We start from the raw sequence: 20,277 nt of genomic DNA, 5'->3' as shown, positions 1-20,277 counted from the left end.
TCAAAACCGTAGTATAAAAATGAATGGGCGATTTTACAAAGACACAAAAATTCTCAAAAAATTATATCTAACTTGAAATCGTTGGCTTTTTTGTGTGAGTTCCCACATCTTAAGTTTTGAAACGGGCTTAAGAAGCGTATTGTACACTTTTACCATTCTCCTACTATTGTAAATTTTTCATAAATTCATTCTGTGTAAGTTCTTTCAGATAATTCAATTTATCATCAAAAAAGAAATCTTCGATCTTAGTTTGGCATGAGTTCGACCATAATTTATTTTTCTAAAAAAAAGCTTTGAAATCTGAATTTTATAGATCGATTTCTAAAATGTGGTAACTACCACAGATTCAAAAAGAATTCATTCTAAAATTTTAGGACAGACTTTTTGTATTTTATCTAGGAGTTCCTAGATACTACGAATGAGTTCTCAAGTGTTCCCGGTAACTCAACTCAACAACTTTTGACAACGGTTTGTTTCGATAGACTTTCAACTAAAAAATGGTTTGAGATAACTTCAAAACTTTCCGCAAACGTATAGTCAAATTCAGTCTTTTATTACATGATAGAGACTCTTTACGGTTTTTCATCTATTTCCTGAACCCATTCAATTTTTACGTTAGGCAGATAATTCTTTCGAATTTTGTTTCAGAATTTGGGCCCAGAGGAACGATCTTTTAAATACTGGGTCAAAATCTTAAGAAAACGATGGGCGCATTTCATTCTTGACCAAGATTCGCTTTTCCGTCAATATTACTTAAAGGAATTTTATGAAACGTTTTTATATCGGTTTTTTATCATCTATTTTTTTTGCGGCGATTTTTCTCAATTGCGAACACAAAGATCAAAACAAAGTCGATCTACAAGTGCTCGTCGCAGCCACCGGAAACGTAATCTATATCAATGGCGAAGTAGACCCCGATAAAATTTCTTCTTGCGGGGTCGCAGTTCCCGGAACCAGTTCCTCCGGGACTACTACGGGTACCACTGGAACTACAGGCACTACAACCACAGGCTCTTCCGGCTCGTCTAATAACCGTTATACGATCACAAGTCAGTTGATTATGAAAACCACTGCAGAATCTATGGTGCTTAGATTTCAGTTCGATTCTTCTCAATACCAAGGATCCGTTGATCCTCAACAAGGTTTTAGTTATTCGGGAGGAGCTTTCGGTAAAATGGTTACGGGTAACGTTGGTAAGGTGGAATGGGGTACTTCTGGAATTCCAGTTTATCCAAGTGGAAACGGCTCCGCTCAACAACAAACCTTACAATATATGGATATAGATATTTCCCTTTCGGGTAAATTACTAGATAGTTCTTCCAGCACAGGAATCCTAAATCAGTGTTATACTTCTGATAACGTAAACTGTACTTCAGTTACAACTACACAACAATGTTTTACCCAAGACAATAAATCCTGCGTTTCTACGGCATCTACTCCAGGTGTTGCTGTAACGATTACGGGAAATATATCCTGCAATGCTCCTAACGTAATTCCTAGCGGCGGAACGACTACTCAATAATTTTAAATACAGATGGATCATTTATACTTTTAGAATATTTGATTATTATAAATTTAATATTTAGATTGATTTCCGGCTTCGTATCGCATAAAGTTATTCGGAAATTTTTACATTAGAGTTGTTGAAAAATTCCATAGTGAAAATTCGTAAAATTGCTTCAATTGTCCATTCAATCCAATACAAACAGATCAAGAATTAATTTTTCAAAAACTCTATTGAATTTACTTTAAGTTCTTATGACATCATGTTATTTTGTAAATTGAGTTGGATCGATCTAAAAATACATATTAAAAATTTATTATAGATTCGATCCATTTCCGATTTTTCTCAAAGAAGGTTTTTTTTAACATAAGCCACGAGTTGATCTAAAGCGATTCCCCAACCTTCATGAAAACCCATGTCTTCGTGTTTTTTACGATTCGTTTCATTTCCATGAATTGCAGTCGCTCTATATTTTGTTCCAGTTCCATGAGTTTCCATCGTAACGATTGCAGTAAAAAATCCGAAAGGATGATTTGGGTCAGGAGAAGGTCTAAAACCCGGTTGAAGTGCATCCGTCCAAACAAGCTTTTCATTTGGAATGACTTCTAAATAACAACCTAGGTTTGGAAAATTCTCACCCTCTGGAGACTGCATCGTAGTTCTAAAAATTCCACCAGGTCGCAGATCAATTTCACAATCGATCGTCTTCCATGGAGACGGACAAAACCAAGGTTTCAGATGTTCTGGAGTAGTCCAAACCTTCCAAACCAGCTCGCGCGGAACGTCCACGGTTCTTTCAAGAACCAAATCTAATTTAGGATCCAGTTGTGGATAAATTTGAGCCGCCATTTTTATTTCTCCTTAAGTTTTTACAATCTATTGATAAGATCATAAAATGATTGTTAGGTCGATTAAAAGAAGTATTGAATCTGTATTCGAGTAATCAGAGACTTTCTTTATCATAGAATCGTTCTGAATACAATCAAAAAATTTTTGCAAAAAATTATAACTCTAAATTTATCTGGCAGGAACATTTTAGAAACTGAATCATGAATTTTTTGACAATCGTACAACGGTAATCACATGTATAAGTTGAATAACAAAATTTTCGTATTTAAATTTTATAGAGAAACGATTTACAAATTCACTTTCAAAAAAGTTTCAGTTTTTGAAATTACCATTCTTTTTAAATCTAAAATTGGAACGACTGATTCATTGATTTAAATAAACAATAAGTTTTTAATTTTACTATTAGAAATCATTATGAGCTCATTCCAAAGGTGAAAATGTAGATTCACCAACAATTCATGTTTCCTATATATAATTTATTAACTATAGCTGAGAACCTTTCTTGTTCATTTACATTACATTATGTAAGGATCAGTAAAATGAAACTCTACATAAAATCAATGTTTGGTGATCACCATCTAATCGAAAAATCGTTGTTTTATAGAAATTTCCTCTAGTCAACGTGAGTTGGCGTAAGAAATGCGTTTTATTTTAGGTCAATTTTTTCGTAAAAAAAATAGATGTGGGAACTCTCACAAATACCAGTTAAACTTTGAAAATTGTGGGAACTACTATAAAAGAATCATCGTCCGTCCAATCCGATTTTTGCACAAAACTGCTGTTTTGTGGCCATCATCAAAATTTAAATTCCATTGTAAGGCAAGTTTTGACTGAGAAAGAATTTTCTAAAAGTATGAGTTCCTACAAATTTAAGAATTTGTTTGTAAAATCAGGATTTGCTGTAGTTCCCACAAATTAGGTCTCTCTGGAAATGATAGGTTTTTAATCGATAAATTAGTAGTTCCTACATTTATAAATTTATAATAAAACGTTAGAGGTTTTCATTTCTAAATTTTGTATGAGTTTCTATATTTTAAAAAACGAATTATAAATTAAAGTTTATTCATCTAAAAGTTTTAGAATTTGTTCTTTTAAAAGATTCCGAATCGCAGATTCCGAAAAACCATTTAAGAATTTCAGTAAATTGTTCGCGATCGTTTGAAACTCCGCGTCCATCCATTCTCGAATCTGATAACGAGAAAGAAGACTTAAAATCACAATACCGTCTCCTTGCGATCTTTCCGGTTTAGCAAAAAGAGAATGAATCAATTTTTTATCGTTTTTATCTGCCTGATCCAGTAACAACAAAATCGGATACGTATAAAGACCGTTGTAAAAATCTTTGAGAGGGATTTTCCCACTTTTACTTGCAGAGGTAAAATAATCGATCGCGTCGTCTTTTTTCTGAAAAAAAGAACCTAAATCAATCCCAAATTGCCTGAGTTTCTTTTTTTCCTTTTCATTTTTACCAGAAAGAATCCCCGCCGATACACACACAACGGCAAATAAAGAAGCGGTTTTTCCATATATAATTTTATTATAAATATCTAAAGTTATTTTAGGATTTTTTTCCCATTCCATTTGGATGAGTTCAGAAACGGAAAGATCCTTGATAACCTGAGTAAAAACTTCCATCAATTCGGAATAACCCAGGCCATTTAGATGTTCGATTCCACAAGCAAGAAGATAATCTCCGGCAAGAATCGCCGTTTTATTGCCAAATTTAGAACCCACGCTTTGAAGTCCCCTTCTAGTTTCCGCCTCATCCACCACGTCGTCGTGAAGTAAACTGGCCGCGTGAATCAATTCCGCAATGGCTCCTACGTCTAACCAGTGTTTACCGGAATAACCTAAAAGTTGACAGAGACAGTAGTGAAGAATGGGACGAATCCTCTTCCCACCCGATTGGATTGTGTAGGTTTTGATTTCGGAAAGAATTTTAAGGTCTTCTCGAATGATCGTTTCTAATTTTTTGTCGAATTTCCGAATCAGAGAATCTTTCAATACCGAAACTTTCACCGTGGTGACAAGTATTCAAAATAACGCTACAGGCTCAAGCAAGAACTCTTTTCAAGCTTTGAGTTTGTTTTCCAGAATCAGAAGTTGCCTAGAAAGAATGTCCTCCATATCCCGAAATTGTTCTTTGCGGTATATATGAATTAAATTGCGGTACATTCTTTTAATAATCGAAAGAGTACTGGCCCTAGTGAAATATCTTTCACTTGGAACAAAACTATTCGCTTCTAAAAAACGAATACAAGTGGACTTATCTAAAAGCACTCCTCCATGAAACGGATCGATAAAAGTTTCGTAATCCGTAGAATCGAAGTGAAGAAGAAAATGAAGAGGCATATTTACCCCGTAAAGAGGTAAGGAAAGTCTCTTTGCAACTAAAAGATAAATCGCAGAAAGAGAAATAGGAATCCCTTTCCTTGTATGAACGATTCGAGTAACAAAGGAATTATCCGGATCGTCGTACTGATCGCTATTTCCCTGAAAATTCTCTTCGGAAGAAAGAACCCTCGTTAAAAAATGAACCTTCAATTCTTCAGAAACGTACTCGGGGTTTAAATCGCATAACTCTTCTACTCTAAGTGCGAGCCGATCCAAATAAATTTTGAATTCGTGATAAGAAGCATCCGGATCTCCTACACTAGACAGAAGAAATACCGCCTCTTCTAAATCACCGTAGTCGTTGACGTGGCCTTTATCTGCAAGAAGCGAATAACGTGTATTGATACGTTCGAGATGAACGATGGAAGAAACGGAACGAGCAAAAACCCTCAACGTAGGGTCCTTAAATTCTTCTATAAAATCACTAATTTCAAATTGCCAGGGAATCATATCCGCAATTTCACGTATCACTCGAACTTTTTCTTCCTTATTGGAGAACTCGAGTTGGTAAAACTTTTCTTCTAACTTATCGGGAGGAAGGTGAAAAGACTCGTAATAAGGCATAAACAATATATTTTTACAAAAAACAAAATGAGTCAATTCAGAATAGAATCCGTCATCGGAAAAAATGAAACGAGAGCTATCGCAAAAGTAATTCAGCATTTACTTACTAAGGAGACTAAAGTCTTCTTATAGTATAGATTTTGAATTTTGAAACGATCGTAAATTAACTATGTCTTACGGCATAAAAAACTGAAAGTTAAGATTAAAAAATTTTACTCAAAGTCTATATAACAAAGTTCCTAATATTTTTACTTTGAAACAAGGCCTTACAATAAAAATTTACGGTATGTATTTTCATAGGAATGAGTAATCAAAAACTCAGCAAAATGATTCTTTTTACCGTTTTATAGTGGTCCATCATAATCTAATATAAGAATGGAACTTTTATCTATAAAAAAAACTTTATATTGAAATCTATTTAACGAAACACTTTCTAAAAAATTCCAACCAAAAATCCCACCTAACGACATTAGAATTGTTGAAAAATGAATTCTTCATCTGTTTCATGAAAACGGTCGATTGAAGCAGTTTTGTTAACTATCACATTCAACAACTTTAATGAATAGGAATTTTTTTAAATGGAAATTGTAGATAATTCTTCGAGAGCCTTTTTTTCTTCTTCCGGTTTAGGAGGAGTTCCGTGCCATCCCGGATTATTCTCCATAAAAGAAACACCTTTTCCAAGTACCGTTTTAAAAAGAATGATCGTAGGAGATCCTTTGTGAAGTTTTGCTTTTTCAAATGCGGAAATGATTTGTTCTATATCATGACCGTCCGCTTCTAAAACGTTCCAGCCGAAGGAAATAAATTTTTCTTTCAGAGGTTCGAGGTTCATCACGTCTTTTGTAAAACCGTCAATCTGGATTCCGTTCTTATCCATAAAGACAATCAGATTATCTAATTTATAGTGTACAGCAGATTGGGCCGCTTCCCAGGTCATTCCTTCGCCGCATTCTCCGTCGGAGATACAGACATAAATTTTATGATTTTGTTTTTTGAATCTAGCCCCAAGTGCAAGGCCAACGGAAACGGAAAGTCCTTGACCCAAAGAACCAGAAGAACTTTCGATACCGTTCATATAACGAGTAGAGGGATGACCTTGAAGTTTACTTCCCAGCTTGCGGAAAGTCATCAGATCTTCTAAAGGAAAATAGCCGGAATGAGCCATAGCCGCATAACGGATCGCACATACGTGACCGTTGGAAAGAATCAAACGATCCCTTTCTTCCCAATCCGGATCAGAAGGTTTATGATTTAGAATTTTCTTATATAGAACCGCGTAAATATCGGCAAGACCTAAGGGGCCGCCCGGATGGCCCGAGTTTGCGGCGGTTACCATTTTGATCACACTCTTTCTGAGTTCGTTTGCAAAGTTCTTGAGTTCTTTGATTTCGTTCATATTCTTCCTAAGCGAATGAGATAATGCGATTCCCAACCTCAAAACAAGGGTGCCGGAACAAGGTCAGTTCGAAGAACGAAACAATACCAAACCGGAAAGGAAAATAGCAGTGTATAGAGGAAGGAAAATATAGTGTAGTTTTCTGTGAAATTCTTTTTTTCGAGTGATCCCGGACCAAACCATCAAAAGCATTAAAACCAAGGTCAATAATGCGAATACACGATGTGTATCAATTACCCAGCGTTCTACAGCAGGAAAGATTCCCATTTTCTCTAAACCACCGCCTAAATACTTCAGATATAAAAGTGAAAAGGCAGTTGTTAGATTAAACATTGCACCGAACAGATTGAAAATACGATGCAGAGAATTTTTTCTAAAACGAAAATAATAACCTGTATAAAAACAAGAGATTGAAAGAGTCATTCCTATATGTATCAGGGTGAGAATCATCTTTTTTATTTTGGACATACGAACCGCGGTCCAAATTCTTTTTCAAGTAAATTCTAAAGTTAAAAAAAGAAATCGTTCTTGAAATGTTAAGAATGGCCTATTCGGATTTTTTATTTGACCAAGAAAAAGAGCCTGCAATACTGGCTTCCATAGCAAATTGCTGCCTTAGCTCAATTGGTAGAGCATCTGATTTGTAATCAGACGGTTGTGGGTTCGATTCCTATAGGCAGCTGTTTTTCTTCGGGTAGGTACTCAAGTGGCCAACGAGGGCAGACTGTAAATCTGCTGACTATGTCTTCGAAGGTTCGAATCCTTCCCTGCCCACCATCTTTTTAATAACTTTACAATTTAATCATATAAGTAACGTGAGTTCGACGTAAGAAAACCGGGGCGAATAATAAACTCAAGTGCAACAAGGTTGTCGTCGCAGCTCGCAAATTTCATAGTGGACTGGCCCACAACCTAAAACGCTTTCGTAAAAAGCGTTTTGCTGAGTTACTTCGAGCGACCGTAGAGAGCGTTTTACTGAGTTTCAAACGCGATCCAGCGTGCAGAAAGCGCCGTGGAGCTTAGAGCCGGTCTCAAAACTGGTTGTACTTTTGAATCGTAATTATTTACTTGTGAAATGGACAAATATTATTCAGAGATACCGGATGGACTTTGGAAACAAATAGCCCCATTGATCCCGAAAGAAAAGGTAAATCCGAAAGGAGGTCGCAATCGAGTACCAACACGATTAGTAATGGCCGGTATCATCTATCGAATGAAAACAGGCTGTCAGTGGCGTGCCATTCCGAATGAGTTTGGATCTGGCCAAACTTGTCACAGAAGATTTCAAGAATGGGAACGAGCAGGAGTATTCAAAAAGATTTATAAATCTATTTTAAAATATTATGATGTAAAGAATCAGATAGCATGGGACTGGGCTTCGATGGATTCGGCAATGGTTAAAGCTCCCAAAGGGGGAGCTTAACTGGGAAAAACCCTACAGACCGTGCCAAATTGGGGGTTAAACGGCATATTCTTACAGATGGAAATGGAATTCCTTTGGCCATAACATTGAGTGGAGCCAATGTTCATGATAAACACGCTGTAAAAGATACGTTGAATTCAATCCTGATTTTTTCCGGTAGAAGAAAAAAGAAACCAAAACATCTTTGTTTAGATAAAGGATATGATTTCAAAGATATAGAAGTTTTAATCAAAAGAAGAAACATTCAATCTCATATTCGGAAAAAAGGTGAGAAGCCTCTCATTGGTAAATATAAAGGAAAACCTAGACGATGGGTCGTTGAAAGAACTAACAGTTGGCACAATCGATTCAGGGCTATCCTAATTCGTTGGGAAAGAAAATCTGAAAATTATCTTGCATCTCTTTATCTCGCAAGCTCTATCATTGCTTTTAACTTTTTTGATAGGTAGTTTTGAGACCGGCTCTTAGTCAAACACGATGTGAGACGGCGAATCCTTCCCTATCTAATAAAATTCCTTTCAAACCTAAAGGCTATTATTCTTACATACAACCGAAAAATTTTCTTATACTTATCTAATATTGCTAAGATCACTTTTATTATCATTGAACGTGAGTTCGGTGTAAAAGATTCATTTTATAAAACCTAATTTTTCCGTAAAAATAAAATATGGGAACTATTACAAATCTAAATTTTACAATTACTACTGATCTCTATAAAATTGAGTACCTTTAATTTTATCACAAAACACTGATTCCATGCAAAATAATAGGTATTTTATTATAAAGTTATGAGTAATAATTGTACTTAGCACCCTGAATGTTGCAAATTACATTATGGTAAACTTGTTTCAAAACTTAATTTTTCATAAAAAACAAAATATAGAAACTTTATTTTTAAAGAAAATTTTCTAAATTCTTTCTTTCTAAAGTAGAGAAAAATTATTGATACAATATTTAACTAGACATTTGCAAAAAGCACTAGAAAGATACGACTACATTCAAAGTAAAATTTATTTATATTCTTCTAATATAGAAGACATAGACTTCCAATTTTTGATTCTAACTCAAAATTATATAAAAAGAACCAATCCAATAAGTTTAACATTTCAATAATATGACTTCAACGTAAGAAAATAGAGCGAATCTAGCGTTGCTGGATAGGCTCTTTAACTTTGGTCAATAAATTGCATAAAAGAAACTTAATACGATATTTTGTCTTTAGATTCAATATAAAACGCGATCTATAGTGAAAGTTTAACAAAACGCTTTAGTTTGAAAGAACATTCTGCTAAAGTTCCCTAGCATCGATCCATTTCGCGTTATTTCTATTAAAAGCCATAATTGCTTTCAAAAAATGAAACTCAACTCCAATCAAAAACTTCAAAAGAAACATCTGCTATTCTTTCATTTTTCACTTGCGCAAATCCAAAAAATGTCCGACTGTTTAAATATGGATTCCAAAGAAAGAGCGGAAGCAATCCGAGAAGGCAATCGCGCCTTCAACGAAGGTAATATCCGAAAAGCCAGAGATCTTTTTATCAAAGCAGAATATAAAGACGGACTTATTCGTTTAGGGGATCACTTTATGTACGAAAAAAAAATGCCCTTACTCGCCTATGGTTATTATAAGAAAGCAGGTTATCAAAAACGGATCGATGAAATTTTCCAAAGAATGATTTGGGCTTTTAGTCAGTGGATCGGTGCAGATAAATTTAAGGTCCAACCTATAGATCCGGCCGCCGAAGTTCCTCCCAGTTTTCCAGACGCTTCTGAGTTTCAAATTCACCCATTGTTAAAACAGACTGCCTTAGACATTCTCAAAAAAAGAGGAATTCAAATTTAAATTCTCTGAGAACAATTTTACTTTTCGGAAATAGGTTTCTTTAAAATTCATTTCGTGAAAATTTTAATAAAATTGAAAAACAACGTTTCAAATCAAGTTTCTACGTAGAAATTTACCCTAAAAAGTTATAAACAATGATACTTTAAAGGTTTATAATAAACTGTTAGAATTCTTATAGAAACAGTCCGTCACATTTAACGTGAGAGGCGTAAGAAAACCGGAACAAATCCGGCCTGCCACAGCCGGCCCGAGCTTTTTAGTTCCGGTCAACACATTGTATAAAAGAAACTTAATACGCTATTTTGTCTTTAGATTTAATTTAGAATACAACCTGCAGAGCGATGCATTGAATTTTAAACGCGACTCGGAAAACTAAAGCGAATGCAACTTACGTCATTTAGGCACTCAATTTGATAGAGATCAGTAAAAAATAAAATGTGAGAACTACCACCAAAAGTTCAGTGACAAAGGGCTACTCAAAGACGCAAAGATTACGTCAATATGTGGAATTTCTTATTAGTTTGGTTTAAGAGCATTCAAAAAATTTTTCTAAAAGTGATAGTTCCCACATTTGAAGTATGGCTGTAGTTACGACCTAAAATTTTACTATTAATTGTGAGAGTTCCCACGTTTCGGAATTTAGCTGTAAAATCGTAAATTGTAATAGCTCCTACAAATTAAGTCACATTACAAATTTTTAAATATTCATTTTGAGCGATTAAAAAATTCCATAGTTCCGATTAACAAAATTGCTTTAATCGGCAGTTTCCATGAGATAGAAACAGATGAAGAATTCAATTTTCAACAACTTTATTATTGAAGTGTAAACTATTAAATTGAGTTCTTTATTATATAGTTCTAAAGTAGTATAAAATCAGATTAACCACAAATCAAATCTGCATTTTCATTCCGTATTTCTTTTAATAGTTTTTCTAGAACTTTAAATTCACTCTCTATTTGGACCTTTTCCGAGAAAATACTTCTTAATTCCCCTTTCATCCATTCGTTTCGCCTTAAAAGTACTTTCTTTTGCAGATACAATTTTTGAATCAAAATGATATATCTGAGTTCTTTTGGCACTTTTTCTTGGCGATTTTTATATTCGGACGCAAGTCGAAGTTTCGCTCTAAATTTAGGCAATGAACCTAAAAAATCCTCTAATTCTGCCGGATCATACCACTTCAACATATTCACCTCCGCCATGCGAATCACTAAAAATCAATTTTAGTATTGATTAAAAGAAATCGATCGTTCAAAACAAATCCGAGTTCAAATAACAAAAAAAGTTGACTCCGATTCTGATTCGAAATATATCCGATAGCACAAAGGTATTCATCTGTGATAATAAGTCAAATAATATTATCACAGATGAATTTTTGAATGTTTTTAGATAATTTACTTAAAATATTTACCGAATCGTCTAGAGAGTATTTTAGCTCTTTCATCGACCGATATCTCACCTGTATTTTCAGCAAGGTAAAAATCCTGGATGAGAATTTGTTTTGTGAGTTCTTCTTTTTCCTTAGAACTTTTTTGAATAAACCGCATTGGATCCAACTTGCCCATCAACGTCAAAAAAGGTTTGGAAGCCAAGCGGTTAATAAAAGAAATTCTCTGACCTTGAATCAACCCAGCTTTAATTTTAAAAGCGTCATAGTGCAAAATTGCAACCGCCCAACAAATCGATCCAATAGAAAGGCCCAAAGAAGATAAGTAGGCTTTATAAATTCCTAAAAAAGGCAGAAAATAAATGAATACTAAAGTTATTGGATAGGCAAACATGGAACCGAGTAAAATAAAAAAAAGTCTTACCTTATCATTCCCTCTTTTAACCAACATTCTCTTTAAAATTGTCCAAGCAGACAAAACAACCCAAAAAGCCGAAAAGGTGATGATCAAATGGTAGTTCAAACTAAAATCGAAAACGAAAGTGTTCGGATCACCCAGTACGACCATTTTCTGATTCAAAGAAGCCCAAGTGAAATAAAGAAACCCGATCAAACCCGCACCTTGTATCCAAATCGAAATTTTCTGATCCGGATTTTCCATCTTCTTGCAAAGAAGATAATAGATAAAAGTTGCAATGGACATCGGAAGGAACGTTATGTTTAATCCGAAATTACGGTATTCAAGAGGAAATAATCCTCTAAGGCCTTGGATGCAGAGCCAAAGAGCCATACATATATTCATGAACAGGAATAAAGTTTGTAGCTTTTGTCTTGGTTTTAAACTAAAGACATACATTCCAAAAAACAAATGGAGAAATCCCGCTAAAACTGGAATTAAATGGTTAAGATTGTTCATACGCTAATTCTTCGCTAAATTTAATATTTATCTTCGCTTATCGATGGTAATTTGGCTCTGTAACCAGACCCTGTTTTGAAATTCACGATGATATATCTCAACCGTCAATCCTTATCTATGGTTCAAATTCAGACGAAGATTTACTCAGATTCATCTTCAAGAGGAAAAGAATTAGGCCCTTTTTCCTTTGAGCGTGTTCCAACAAAACTTTTACATCGATTTTATTTTTCGCTTCGCTACGACATCGGTAATTTTTTTGAAAGGAAGTTCACTCTGAGGATAAGAAAATGGAAAGATCAAAAACATTTTATTTTTCAACGACAAAAACATGTTTTTATATACCCAACCCATTTCTATAGCATAAAACTATTTATTTTTTTTAAAGATTATGACCCATAATTGCAATAGAACTGACATTTGAATTGATTTTTTGAAAGTTGTGCTACTTATAGGTTTTCTAAAGACAGATTAGTATTATTTTAATACTAATGTCAATTAAAAAGTATTATTCTTAGGATATATTTTGAGCGAGCAAAAAAAAAGACTAAAAACCATACTTTTAGATTTCAAAGGAAATCAAAGGGAGTTTGGAGTCACAATTGGCAAATCCAAACAGACAATCAGCGGCTGGCTGAGTGGTAGATTTCCAATACCGGAAGATGCAGCAATTACAATAGAAATGGTACATGGATATCGAAGACAATGGCTTCTCGAAGGAAAACTTCCGGAAAAAGTAATTCGACAAATACAAACATCCCGAACAAAAACAAAAGAATTTGAATTGGAAAAGACCTTGTTGAAAAAAATAACTTCTAAGGAAGGTCTTCCTAAGATGATTGAAATTCTTACAGTACTTCCAAAAAAAGAATTTGAAATCGCTCAAAGACTTATTTTTAGCCTGGGAAAACAAGAAATCGAAAACAACTAAGAAATACTTCAAGAATTGCTTAAACAAAACCCTTTCTTGAAAATCAATCGAAATAAAATCTTATACAAGTTTAGATTTTAAGATTATTAACCTTGAGTTTTATAATGGCGTTTTCCTTTATAAAATTTTTTCCATTATTTTTCACCAAACCCGTGTAAAACTTTAAAACACGATCTACATCATAACCCAACGCGCTGATTTTGCTTAGAGCAGACACTAAGTTTTTCTTTAATTTTTAAACTATCTGTTAACCAAAATCATTTTTTAAATCACAATTTTTTTCTTTTTTGAGATATAATATAATAAATTTATACCACAATTGAATTTATATTGACTGAAATTTTACAACAATAGTATTTGAGCTCAAAGAAATTTTGTGATATTTTTGAGAAAGAGGATCACAATTATAGTCTTGTTTTTCTTGGAAGCCGTTTAAAAGTTTTGCGAAATAATTTCAATTTTTCTAGACATCCTAACATTGAGCACTCTGTTTCGAGTGCGTTTTTTTCTTAAAAAAGAACTGAGAGCTTGTCCCAAAACCGTCCAATGTAGGAACTCTACATTTTATTAAAAATTTCTAAAGAATGGTCGTGTAAAATTTTTTGAGGTTTTGGGACAAGCTCTGAATAAAAATCTTATCGGAGAAAATCGCACAAGGTCATAATTTCATTCAGATTTTTTTGTAGTACTACTCAAGAGATATATAACAGTACCTAATATTAAATATCCCAGCAGCGTTTTATAATAAAAACAATATTTAATTTTATAGAATTTAGCGTAAGAAAATCAGGATGAATACGACTAGGCCACCGATTTTCTTACTCCCTGATCACGTTAAGTAAAAATCTGATTCGGAAATTTTTTATTGGTTTTAGAGAAATTCAAAAATCACCATAAAACGACTCTTCATCCATGTAGATGAGAGTTCATCTTTACATTCGCAAAAATTCTCTTTGTTCTTTATCTTCTCTTTCTCTTCTACGTTTTTCTTTTTCTTGCCGAAGTAATTCTTCAGGGGTCCATTCCCGATTTTGTTTTTGTTTTTTTACGTCCGGAAAGGAAGATCTACCACTCTTAGATGGCGCCTGAGTCGACTCGGATGGTTTAAACTCGGTTTTATTTTGGTGAACTGCGGGAGAATCGGATTTCTCCTGAACCTTATGTTCATATTTTTGTTTTTTAATATAATCTCCCGGATCATAATCCGGTTTCAAATTACTTTCGTTTTGATCGGAAACAGACGTTTTATTTCCGGATGAACCCATCCGTTCTGTTTTTAAACCAGGTTTAGACTGTAAATCTGTTCCCGCGTTTTGTGATTTTGTTGTAGTATTTTCAGATTTTATAGACGGGGTAGTATTAGAACCTGATAAAGAAGTTCCGAGGGAACCTGGATTAGTCGCCGAATTCGTGTTAGTTGGTAGATTAGAATTTGCAGCAGAAGCGGCTGCTTGAATGGATTTAACAGTTTGAATATTCTCCGATCCAGGAAATAACTTCTCAAATCCGTTTAAAGATTTTTTAGGTGGCATTGGAAAAGGATTGCTAGGATCAGGTTTAACAGCTCCGGAAAGAATCGCGTAATCCAGAGTTCTTTGATTCTTTTTCTTTTCTACGTTTACAACCCCTTCTACAAGTTTTAACACTCCGTCACCGGAACGAATTCCTAAAGAAGAAGTATTCTCTTTATTATCCGCTTTTCTTGTAATCTGTAAACCACCTGCGGAAATTTCTAAATTGGCACGATTGTCCAAATAGTCTATAAAGATCATTGAGTTTTCAGCGATCATAATCTCGCTTCCATCTAAAAGTTTAATCTTTGCTTGAGAACCCTCCGAAGTTAAAATTGTATCCCTATTTTGGACGGAACTCCCCACTTCAATTTCTTTCCAGACCACTTCGGAATCATATTTTCTTCGAGTTGTATTCGATTTATAAAGAATGGTTCCAATTACTTTTTGAGAACCTTGATATCCGTATCGAGTATAATCATATATAAATACTCCCGTAAACAATACGATATTAAATATAAGAAGAAATAAAACCGGTTTGTCGCCTGAAAGAATTTTATCTTTCATATCGTTATTTAGACCTGCCAGATTTGAATTCCATTCCGATTTGTTTTCTAAGCTCCTTCAAATTTTTAGGACAATTTTTATCTTTAGAATGCCCTAAAACCGCATAGATCGTCTGCAGAGATTTTTTTCCTTTTACCTGTATCGGTTTTAGTTTTTCTACATTAAAAATTCCTTTTACCTTTTCGTAAGAATTTCCTGTGATTAATATATCTGCACCAAATACTTTCGTCAAAGATTCCACTCTAGACGCAAGATTTACAGTATCACCTATAACCGTATATTCCAGCCTATCCTCAGAACCGATTTGACCCGCAATGACTTCTCCCGTATTGATTCCAATCCCAATCAATATTTTTGGTTTTTTATCACTCCCTCTTCCTTTGTTGAATTGTATTAAACTCTTACGCATATCCAGCGCGGCCAGAATCGATCTTTCCGTGTCGGAATTCGTATGCCCCAATTCTCCCCAAACGGCCATGATAGCGTCTCCTATATATTTATTGACGCTCCCTCCGTTTTCGTTAATACACTTTACCATTGCTGTAAAATACTGATTTAAAAATTCTACGACTAACTCCGGTTCAATTTTTTCCGAGATAGAAGTGAAGTTACGAATGTCGGAAAATAAAATTACACATTCTCTTTTATCTCCCCCTAGTTTTACTTCTCCCCGTAAAACCATTTCCGCGATGTCTTTGTTGACAAATTTTCCGAATGCGTCTTTCATCTTATCTCGATCAGATAAACCTTTTCCCATTTCGACAAAGGAAGAAGTGAGCTTTCCGATTTCGTCCCCTGACTCCGGTTTGAGATCTATATGAAAGTTTCCTTGTTCGATTTGTTTGGAAGCGTCTACGAGTTTAAGTATGGGTCTTGTCAGTCTTCTTGCATAAAAAAATACGAATAATATAGAAACGTTTACCACTACGATCATCAGATAAATATTTCTTTTTTGAATATTATAAACTTCTTCAAATGCTTTCTTTTCAGAAGTACTAGAAATTACTCCAAGCCCTGCGTATCCGATTCTTCTAAAAGAACCTAAATAATATTGATCATCTTTTCCTTTATAGCGGGTTTGTCCGTTACTGATTGGACTTTCCAATAAATTTTTAACGATCGGTTCGTCTTTAAGATCAGTAGGTTGTAAGATCAATTTAGAATCGGAATGTGCGATCAGTTTTCCGTCGTTTCCTACTAGTAAAAATTGTGTGATCCCGGATGTTTTAAAAGAATCTAATATAGAATCCATTTTAACCAAAGAAACAAGTATTGCAGAATTATTTCCGTCCCCTACAAAAATGGAAAGATACAATACCGGTCTGCGAAAATCGGGTGATACGTTAAATACGAGAGGTTTTCCGACCTGAGCCTTTTTTGTCCGTTTAAATATTTACGTACAATTTTATCCGCGTTATTCGAACTAACCTTAAAGTCTTTCAGTGTACGTTCATCGATGATTCGTTTTACACCTACATAATCAGAACCTTCTTTTCTGAAAATTTTCAGATAAAAAATATCGTCGTCGTTTTGTAAAATATCGCTAGATTCCTCCGAATCCGCCATAGACCGAGCAAGAAGCAGAGAACGTTTTGTCAAAGAAGCAATATCCGAACGTATTTTCTGACTAATTACGTCCGTCAGCTTCAAGTTATTTTCTTTGACACGAATTTCGTTATCCGATTTGAAAAAATATGTAGCGAGAGCGATGATTGTTCCTAAAGAGATAAGTATGATAATCGAAATGATCACCATTAACTTTTGGCGGATATTCCAGTTGTATAGATTGAGCAATGAATTCATAACGTTTCCGTTCGAGTTTTGTTATCCGATCAAAGAGTCTATTACATTCAATTGAATTTATAAAACAACACTATTTTACAAATTGATTTTATAGAAGTTCTTTTTAAATGATCGGCTCCGTAAGGTTTCGAATCATTCATTTTTTCTGATTTCAATTAGATTAGTTCCTTCCGAGTAAACAAATCCACGAAAAAAATTTTTACGCCTCCATTCTAAAAAAGTTAAAGCCGTTTCAATTCAACCCCATAATTACGTCCGAGGAACTAGTCACAAACCTCAGATAACAGTTGTATAGCGAAACTTTTTCAATTGTTTACTTTTTTAGTTTAAAACCGTAGAATCTTCCTTTTTATTCAGAATTTCCTACGTAAAAATATCTGTCGAAAGCAAATAAACTTTATAAATTTAAGTCCAATGGACTCAAATTTAACTGACGAAAAATTCTGTTAGTTTATTATTTAGAATTTATAAATTTATTTCCAATTTGTGAATATTACGACACGATTTATCGATCTCAGAAAACGACCTCCGAAATCCACTGGTTTTTATTTGTTGAATGAAATCGAACGTAATTTATTCCTAACTTTTTTACGGATCGATTCCGTGGTTCTAAAAGAACTTTAAAACTTTATAATAAAAGCCTTTCTTTATTTTTCGGAAAACATTTTTATCATTAGAGTTGTTGAGAGATTCCATAGTTCAATTAACAAAACTGCTTTAATCGACCGTTTCCATAAAATAGAAACGGATGGAGAATTAATTTTTCAACAACTCTATTTTATTTAGAAAATGAATTTTTATTTTACGAACTCGAGAACTATATCATAAAGTACCCAACATTTTGCCCTTAAACACGCCTTTATAATAAATATTTATGATCGATTTTGCAAAGATGTAAAAGTTCTTACAATTTGCGTATAACTTAGATTTGTTGGTTTTTTTTGGGCGGGATTACATATTCTAACCTTGGAAACAAATCCAGAGTATTATTTTAATTCGTCTTTGTAATCATTTTAACTATAATTATTTTTTTAGACAGCACTTTGTTCTTTAACTGTCTGTTCAGAGTACAAGTTCATTATAAATATAGAATATACTAGTTTAGATTCTAACTTTTTTCGAAAAAATGAATTCCTTAAGTCGCATTCTGGTTAATTTATAGAACTTTCTTTAAAGTTATCTTTAATACGATTGTAACAATTCTCACAATTTTCCTCTTGTAGAATTGGATAGGAATGAGAAGCGAATATCATTCTCAAAGGAGAATGATTACAATATGATTACAAAACAATTCGGATTCTTATGTGTATGCGCACTATTCTCTTTCAACTCACTTTTTGCGGACACAGTCACAAACTCTAAAACAAATGAAGTGATTGAAAATGTTAAAACTTTAGAAAACGAACAAGGAATTATCGTAGAATACCAAGACGGCACAAGAAGAGGTTTTAAAAAAGAGGCCGTTACAATCCAAAAAAAAGAAGTCACTTGGACAAAAGAAGATGAATCAAAAGAGGAAACCAAATCAGATCGTTTTCTTGCTCTGGGATCAATGAGTTTACTTTTAATCTTATTCTTTATACTTCCATAAAAAACCATGTCATTCTACGTTTTTATTCTACAAAAAAACTTCCTTTTAAATTTGACGAAAGTTACGCGAATTATATCAGTTTGTAACTTATACGTAACTCCTTCCCTCTACCTTTGTTTCAGACCTTCTACGGTTTATTTTCAAGGAGTTATAAAATGAAATCAACTTTCCTACAAAGGGCTTTGCTTTTAATCGTAAGTGCGGCCTTATTACTTTCTTCTTTTATCAATTGTAAAGAAGACAAAGACGATAACAGTATGTTGTTGCTTCTTGCTCTCTTATCGGGAGGAAATAGCGACGCCGGAGCCGCTATCTGCGACGGTGCTTCCGTTCAAGGTGGAAACACGGTTCTTTCGGGTAACATCACTTCTAGTCAAAATCTTTCCGCCTACTCTTCTTCTTCGTTAAGTGGAATTGTTAGAGTTAAAAATGGCGCTACTCTTACTTTTGAAAGAGGTTCTGTAATTTTCGGAACTGCTGGTTCCGCTTTAATCATCGAACAAGGAGGAAAGATCGTTACAAACGGAGACGCTGCCGCACCCGTATGTTTTACTTCTTCTAAAGTTTCCGGAAACAGAGCCCCAGGCGATTGGGGTGGTATCTTGATCGTAGGAGACGGTATTGGTTCCAGAGCAGCCGCACAAAACACGGAAGGTGGAACCGGTCTTCAATACAATAGCGGTGCCAATGATAACGGAAGTTCGGGTAACCTTACTTATACGATCGTTGAATTTGCCGGAAACGAAGTTTCTCCCGGTGACGAGTTAAACGGACTTTCTATGTATGTGGTAGGAAGTGGTACTACTTTAGATCACGTTCAAGTTCACAGACATTTGGACGACGGTATAGAAGCTTGGGGTGGCGCTTGGACTGGTAAATATCTTTTGATGACCGGTGGAATGGACGACGATTTAGATTTAGATGAAGCTTTCACTGGAAAAGTTCAGTTCTTAATCGCTCATAAATATCCTACTAGTTGTGGTGGAACCGCATCCACCGACCCACACGGTTTTGAAATGGACGGAACTCATAGCGGTGGTACCGCATCCGCGACTTCTAAAACGGCCACAAACGTAAAACTTTCCAACTTTACTCTTCTTGGAAAAAGCGTTTCCAACGGATTTGGAGCAAGACTGAGAGAAGGACTTCAAGGTAAATTTTCGAACGGAGCCATTTACGGTTTTCAAGCCGGAAACGTTGATTGTGTAGCGAATGCAAGCGTAGGTGGTCCAGTGACCTCTCCTACTTTTGCAAACGTCTTAGTAGAAGCTTCTAAAGGAAACGGAAATACCGCGGCTTGTTCGTTACCTACAAACGGACTTTCTTCCACTCCTGTAATTTCCTTAGGTTCTGGAGATTCGGATAACTGCGAATTTGCGACCAAACCGGATTATCAACCTTCCGGAGAAGCCGCGGCTTTAGCCGGTTCCGCTCTAAGCGCTCAATCCTCGGATTCGTTTTTTACCGATAACACCACTTACGGCGGTATGGTAAACGGTTTGAACTGGGCTTTCGGTTGGACCGTTTATAGAGCAAGATAAACTTATACATTAGGATTCCCTAATTTGGGAATCCTAATTCAAAATTTTTAATCTAT

Annotated in this window: 15 protein-coding genes, 2 tRNA genes and 2 pseudogenes; 10 read left to right on the top strand and 9 right to left on the bottom strand. The window is 34.7% G+C overall.

The genetic code is table 11. The features are described from left to right. Positions 1-459 precede the first annotated feature (459 nt). Positions 460-725, top strand: a pseudogene (locus LEP1GSC049_RS2000000228350) (hypothetical protein). A gap of 41 nt (positions 726-766) precedes the next feature. Then, positions 767-1,522, top strand: a complete 756-nt coding sequence (locus LEP1GSC049_RS211595) for an LIC10920 family plasminogen-binding lipoprotein (RefSeq protein WP_004755750.1) — start codon at positions 767-769, stop codon at positions 1,520-1,522. Positions 1,523-1,849: 327 nt separating this feature from the next. On the opposite strand, the gene LEP1GSC049_RS211600 is transcribed toward LEP1GSC049_RS211595, so the two are convergent. Further along, complete coding sequence (locus LEP1GSC049_RS211600; RefSeq protein WP_004755742.1) at positions 1,850-2,353, bottom strand: SRPBCC family protein; 504 nt, start codon at positions 2,351-2,353, stop codon at positions 1,850-1,852. A gap of 712 nt (positions 2,354-3,065) precedes the next feature. On the opposite strand from LEP1GSC049_RS211600, the gene LEP1GSC049_RS2000000228540 reads away from it, so the two are divergent. Further along, positions 3,066-3,272 (top strand): hypothetical protein, encoded by a 207-nt coding sequence (locus LEP1GSC049_RS2000000228540; RefSeq protein ID WP_004774785.1) that lies wholly within the window; start codon positions 3,066-3,068, stop codon positions 3,270-3,272. Positions 3,273-3,412: 140 nt separating this feature from the next. Here LEP1GSC049_RS2000000228540 and LEP1GSC049_RS211605 read toward each other — a convergent pair whose 3' ends face one another. The 4 genes from LEP1GSC049_RS211605 to LEP1GSC049_RS211620 form a co-directional block, all read right to left on the bottom strand. Beyond that, positions 3,413-4,372, bottom strand: coding sequence for a polyprenyl synthetase family protein (locus LEP1GSC049_RS211605; protein ID WP_016748525.1), 960 nt, complete (start codon positions 4,370-4,372; stop codon positions 3,413-3,415). Between the two features lie 51 nt (positions 4,373-4,423). Further along, complete coding sequence (locus LEP1GSC049_RS211610; protein ID WP_016749942.1) at positions 4,424-5,311, bottom strand: transglutaminase-like domain-containing protein; 888 nt, start codon at positions 5,309-5,311, stop codon at positions 4,424-4,426. Between the two features lie 574 nt (positions 5,312-5,885). Beyond that, positions 5,886-6,710 (bottom strand): transketolase, encoded by an 825-nt coding sequence (locus LEP1GSC049_RS211615; RefSeq protein WP_004755702.1) that lies wholly within the window; start codon positions 6,708-6,710, stop codon positions 5,886-5,888. Positions 6,711-6,773: 63 nt separating this feature from the next. Further along, entirely contained in the window at positions 6,774-7,160 is a 387-nt protein-coding gene (locus LEP1GSC049_RS211620) for a hypothetical protein (protein ID WP_025175958.1), read from the bottom strand. Positions 7,161-7,319: 159 nt separating this feature from the next. Between LEP1GSC049_RS211620 and LEP1GSC049_RS211625 the strand changes: the two genes are divergently transcribed. From LEP1GSC049_RS211625 to LEP1GSC049_RS211640, 4 genes are all read left to right on the top strand, one after another. After that, positions 7,320-7,392: transfer RNA gene (locus LEP1GSC049_RS211625), tRNA-Thr, on the top strand. A gap of 10 nt (positions 7,393-7,402) precedes the next feature. Then, positions 7,403-7,487 (top strand) — tRNA-Tyr (locus LEP1GSC049_RS211630). Positions 7,488-7,785: 298 nt separating this feature from the next. Continuing rightward, positions 7,786-8,582 (top strand): IS5 family transposase gene (locus LEP1GSC049_RS2000000227590; RefSeq protein ID WP_162833666.1). Its coding sequence is split into 2 segments (ribosomal slippage): positions 7,786-8,131 and positions 8,131-8,582, totalling 798 coding nucleotides; the frame shifts between segments, so codons are not numbered across the junction. A 1,001-nt stretch (positions 8,583-9,583) separates the two neighbouring features. Then, a complete protein-coding gene (locus LEP1GSC049_RS211640; protein WP_004763860.1) occupies positions 9,584-9,976 on the top strand; it encodes a hypothetical protein in 393 nt (130 codons plus the stop codon). Positions 9,977-10,855: 879 nt separating this feature from the next. Here LEP1GSC049_RS211640 and LEP1GSC049_RS211645 read toward each other — a convergent pair. Next, positions 10,856-11,164, bottom strand: coding sequence for an LIC_10907 family protein (locus LEP1GSC049_RS211645; RefSeq protein WP_004756992.1), 309 nt, complete (start codon positions 11,162-11,164; stop codon positions 10,856-10,858). A 207-nt stretch (positions 11,165-11,371) separates the two neighbouring features. Continuing rightward, positions 11,372-12,280, bottom strand: coding sequence for an LIC10906 family membrane protein (locus LEP1GSC049_RS211650; RefSeq protein WP_162833669.1), 909 nt, complete (start codon positions 12,278-12,280; stop codon positions 11,372-11,374). A gap of 523 nt (positions 12,281-12,803) precedes the next feature. On the opposite strand from LEP1GSC049_RS211650, the gene LEP1GSC049_RS211655 reads away from it, so the two are divergent. Continuing rightward, entirely contained in the window at positions 12,804-13,208 is a 405-nt protein-coding gene (locus LEP1GSC049_RS211655; RefSeq protein WP_004755790.1) for a hypothetical protein, read from the top strand. 932 nt (positions 13,209-14,140) lie between these two features. Here LEP1GSC049_RS211655 and LEP1GSC049_RS211660 read toward each other — a convergent pair. Continuing rightward, entirely contained in the window at positions 14,141-15,286 is a 1,146-nt protein-coding gene (locus LEP1GSC049_RS211660; RefSeq protein WP_004757005.1) for a FecR family protein, read from the bottom strand. Positions 15,287-15,290: 4 nt separating this feature from the next. Further along, positions 15,291-17,089 (bottom strand): annotated as a pseudogene (locus LEP1GSC049_RS02000000224790) (adenylate/guanylate cyclase domain-containing protein). A gap of 1,276 nt (positions 17,090-18,365) precedes the next feature. On the opposite strand from LEP1GSC049_RS02000000224790, the gene LEP1GSC049_RS211665 reads away from it, so the two are divergent. Continuing rightward, positions 18,366-18,680 (top strand): LIMLP_04285 family protein, encoded by a 315-nt coding sequence (locus LEP1GSC049_RS211665; RefSeq protein ID WP_004755734.1) that lies wholly within the window; start codon positions 18,366-18,368, stop codon positions 18,678-18,680. A gap of 155 nt (positions 18,681-18,835) precedes the next feature. Further along, on the top strand, positions 18,836-20,221 hold the full coding sequence (gene lipL48, locus LEP1GSC049_RS211670) for an oxidative stress response protein LipL48 (protein WP_004755882.1): 1,386 nt from the start codon (positions 18,836-18,838) through the stop codon (positions 20,219-20,221). Positions 20,222-20,277: the final 56 nt, after the last annotated feature.

Source organism: Leptospira kirschneri serovar Cynopteri str. 3522 CT (genome assembly GCF_000243695.2).
In the GTDB taxonomy this organism is placed as follows: Bacteria; Spirochaetota; Leptospiria; order Leptospirales; family Leptospiraceae; genus Leptospira; species Leptospira kirschneri.
Note: the sequence above shows the minus strand (reverse complement) of the source record. Positions and strands in the feature narration are given on the sequence as shown.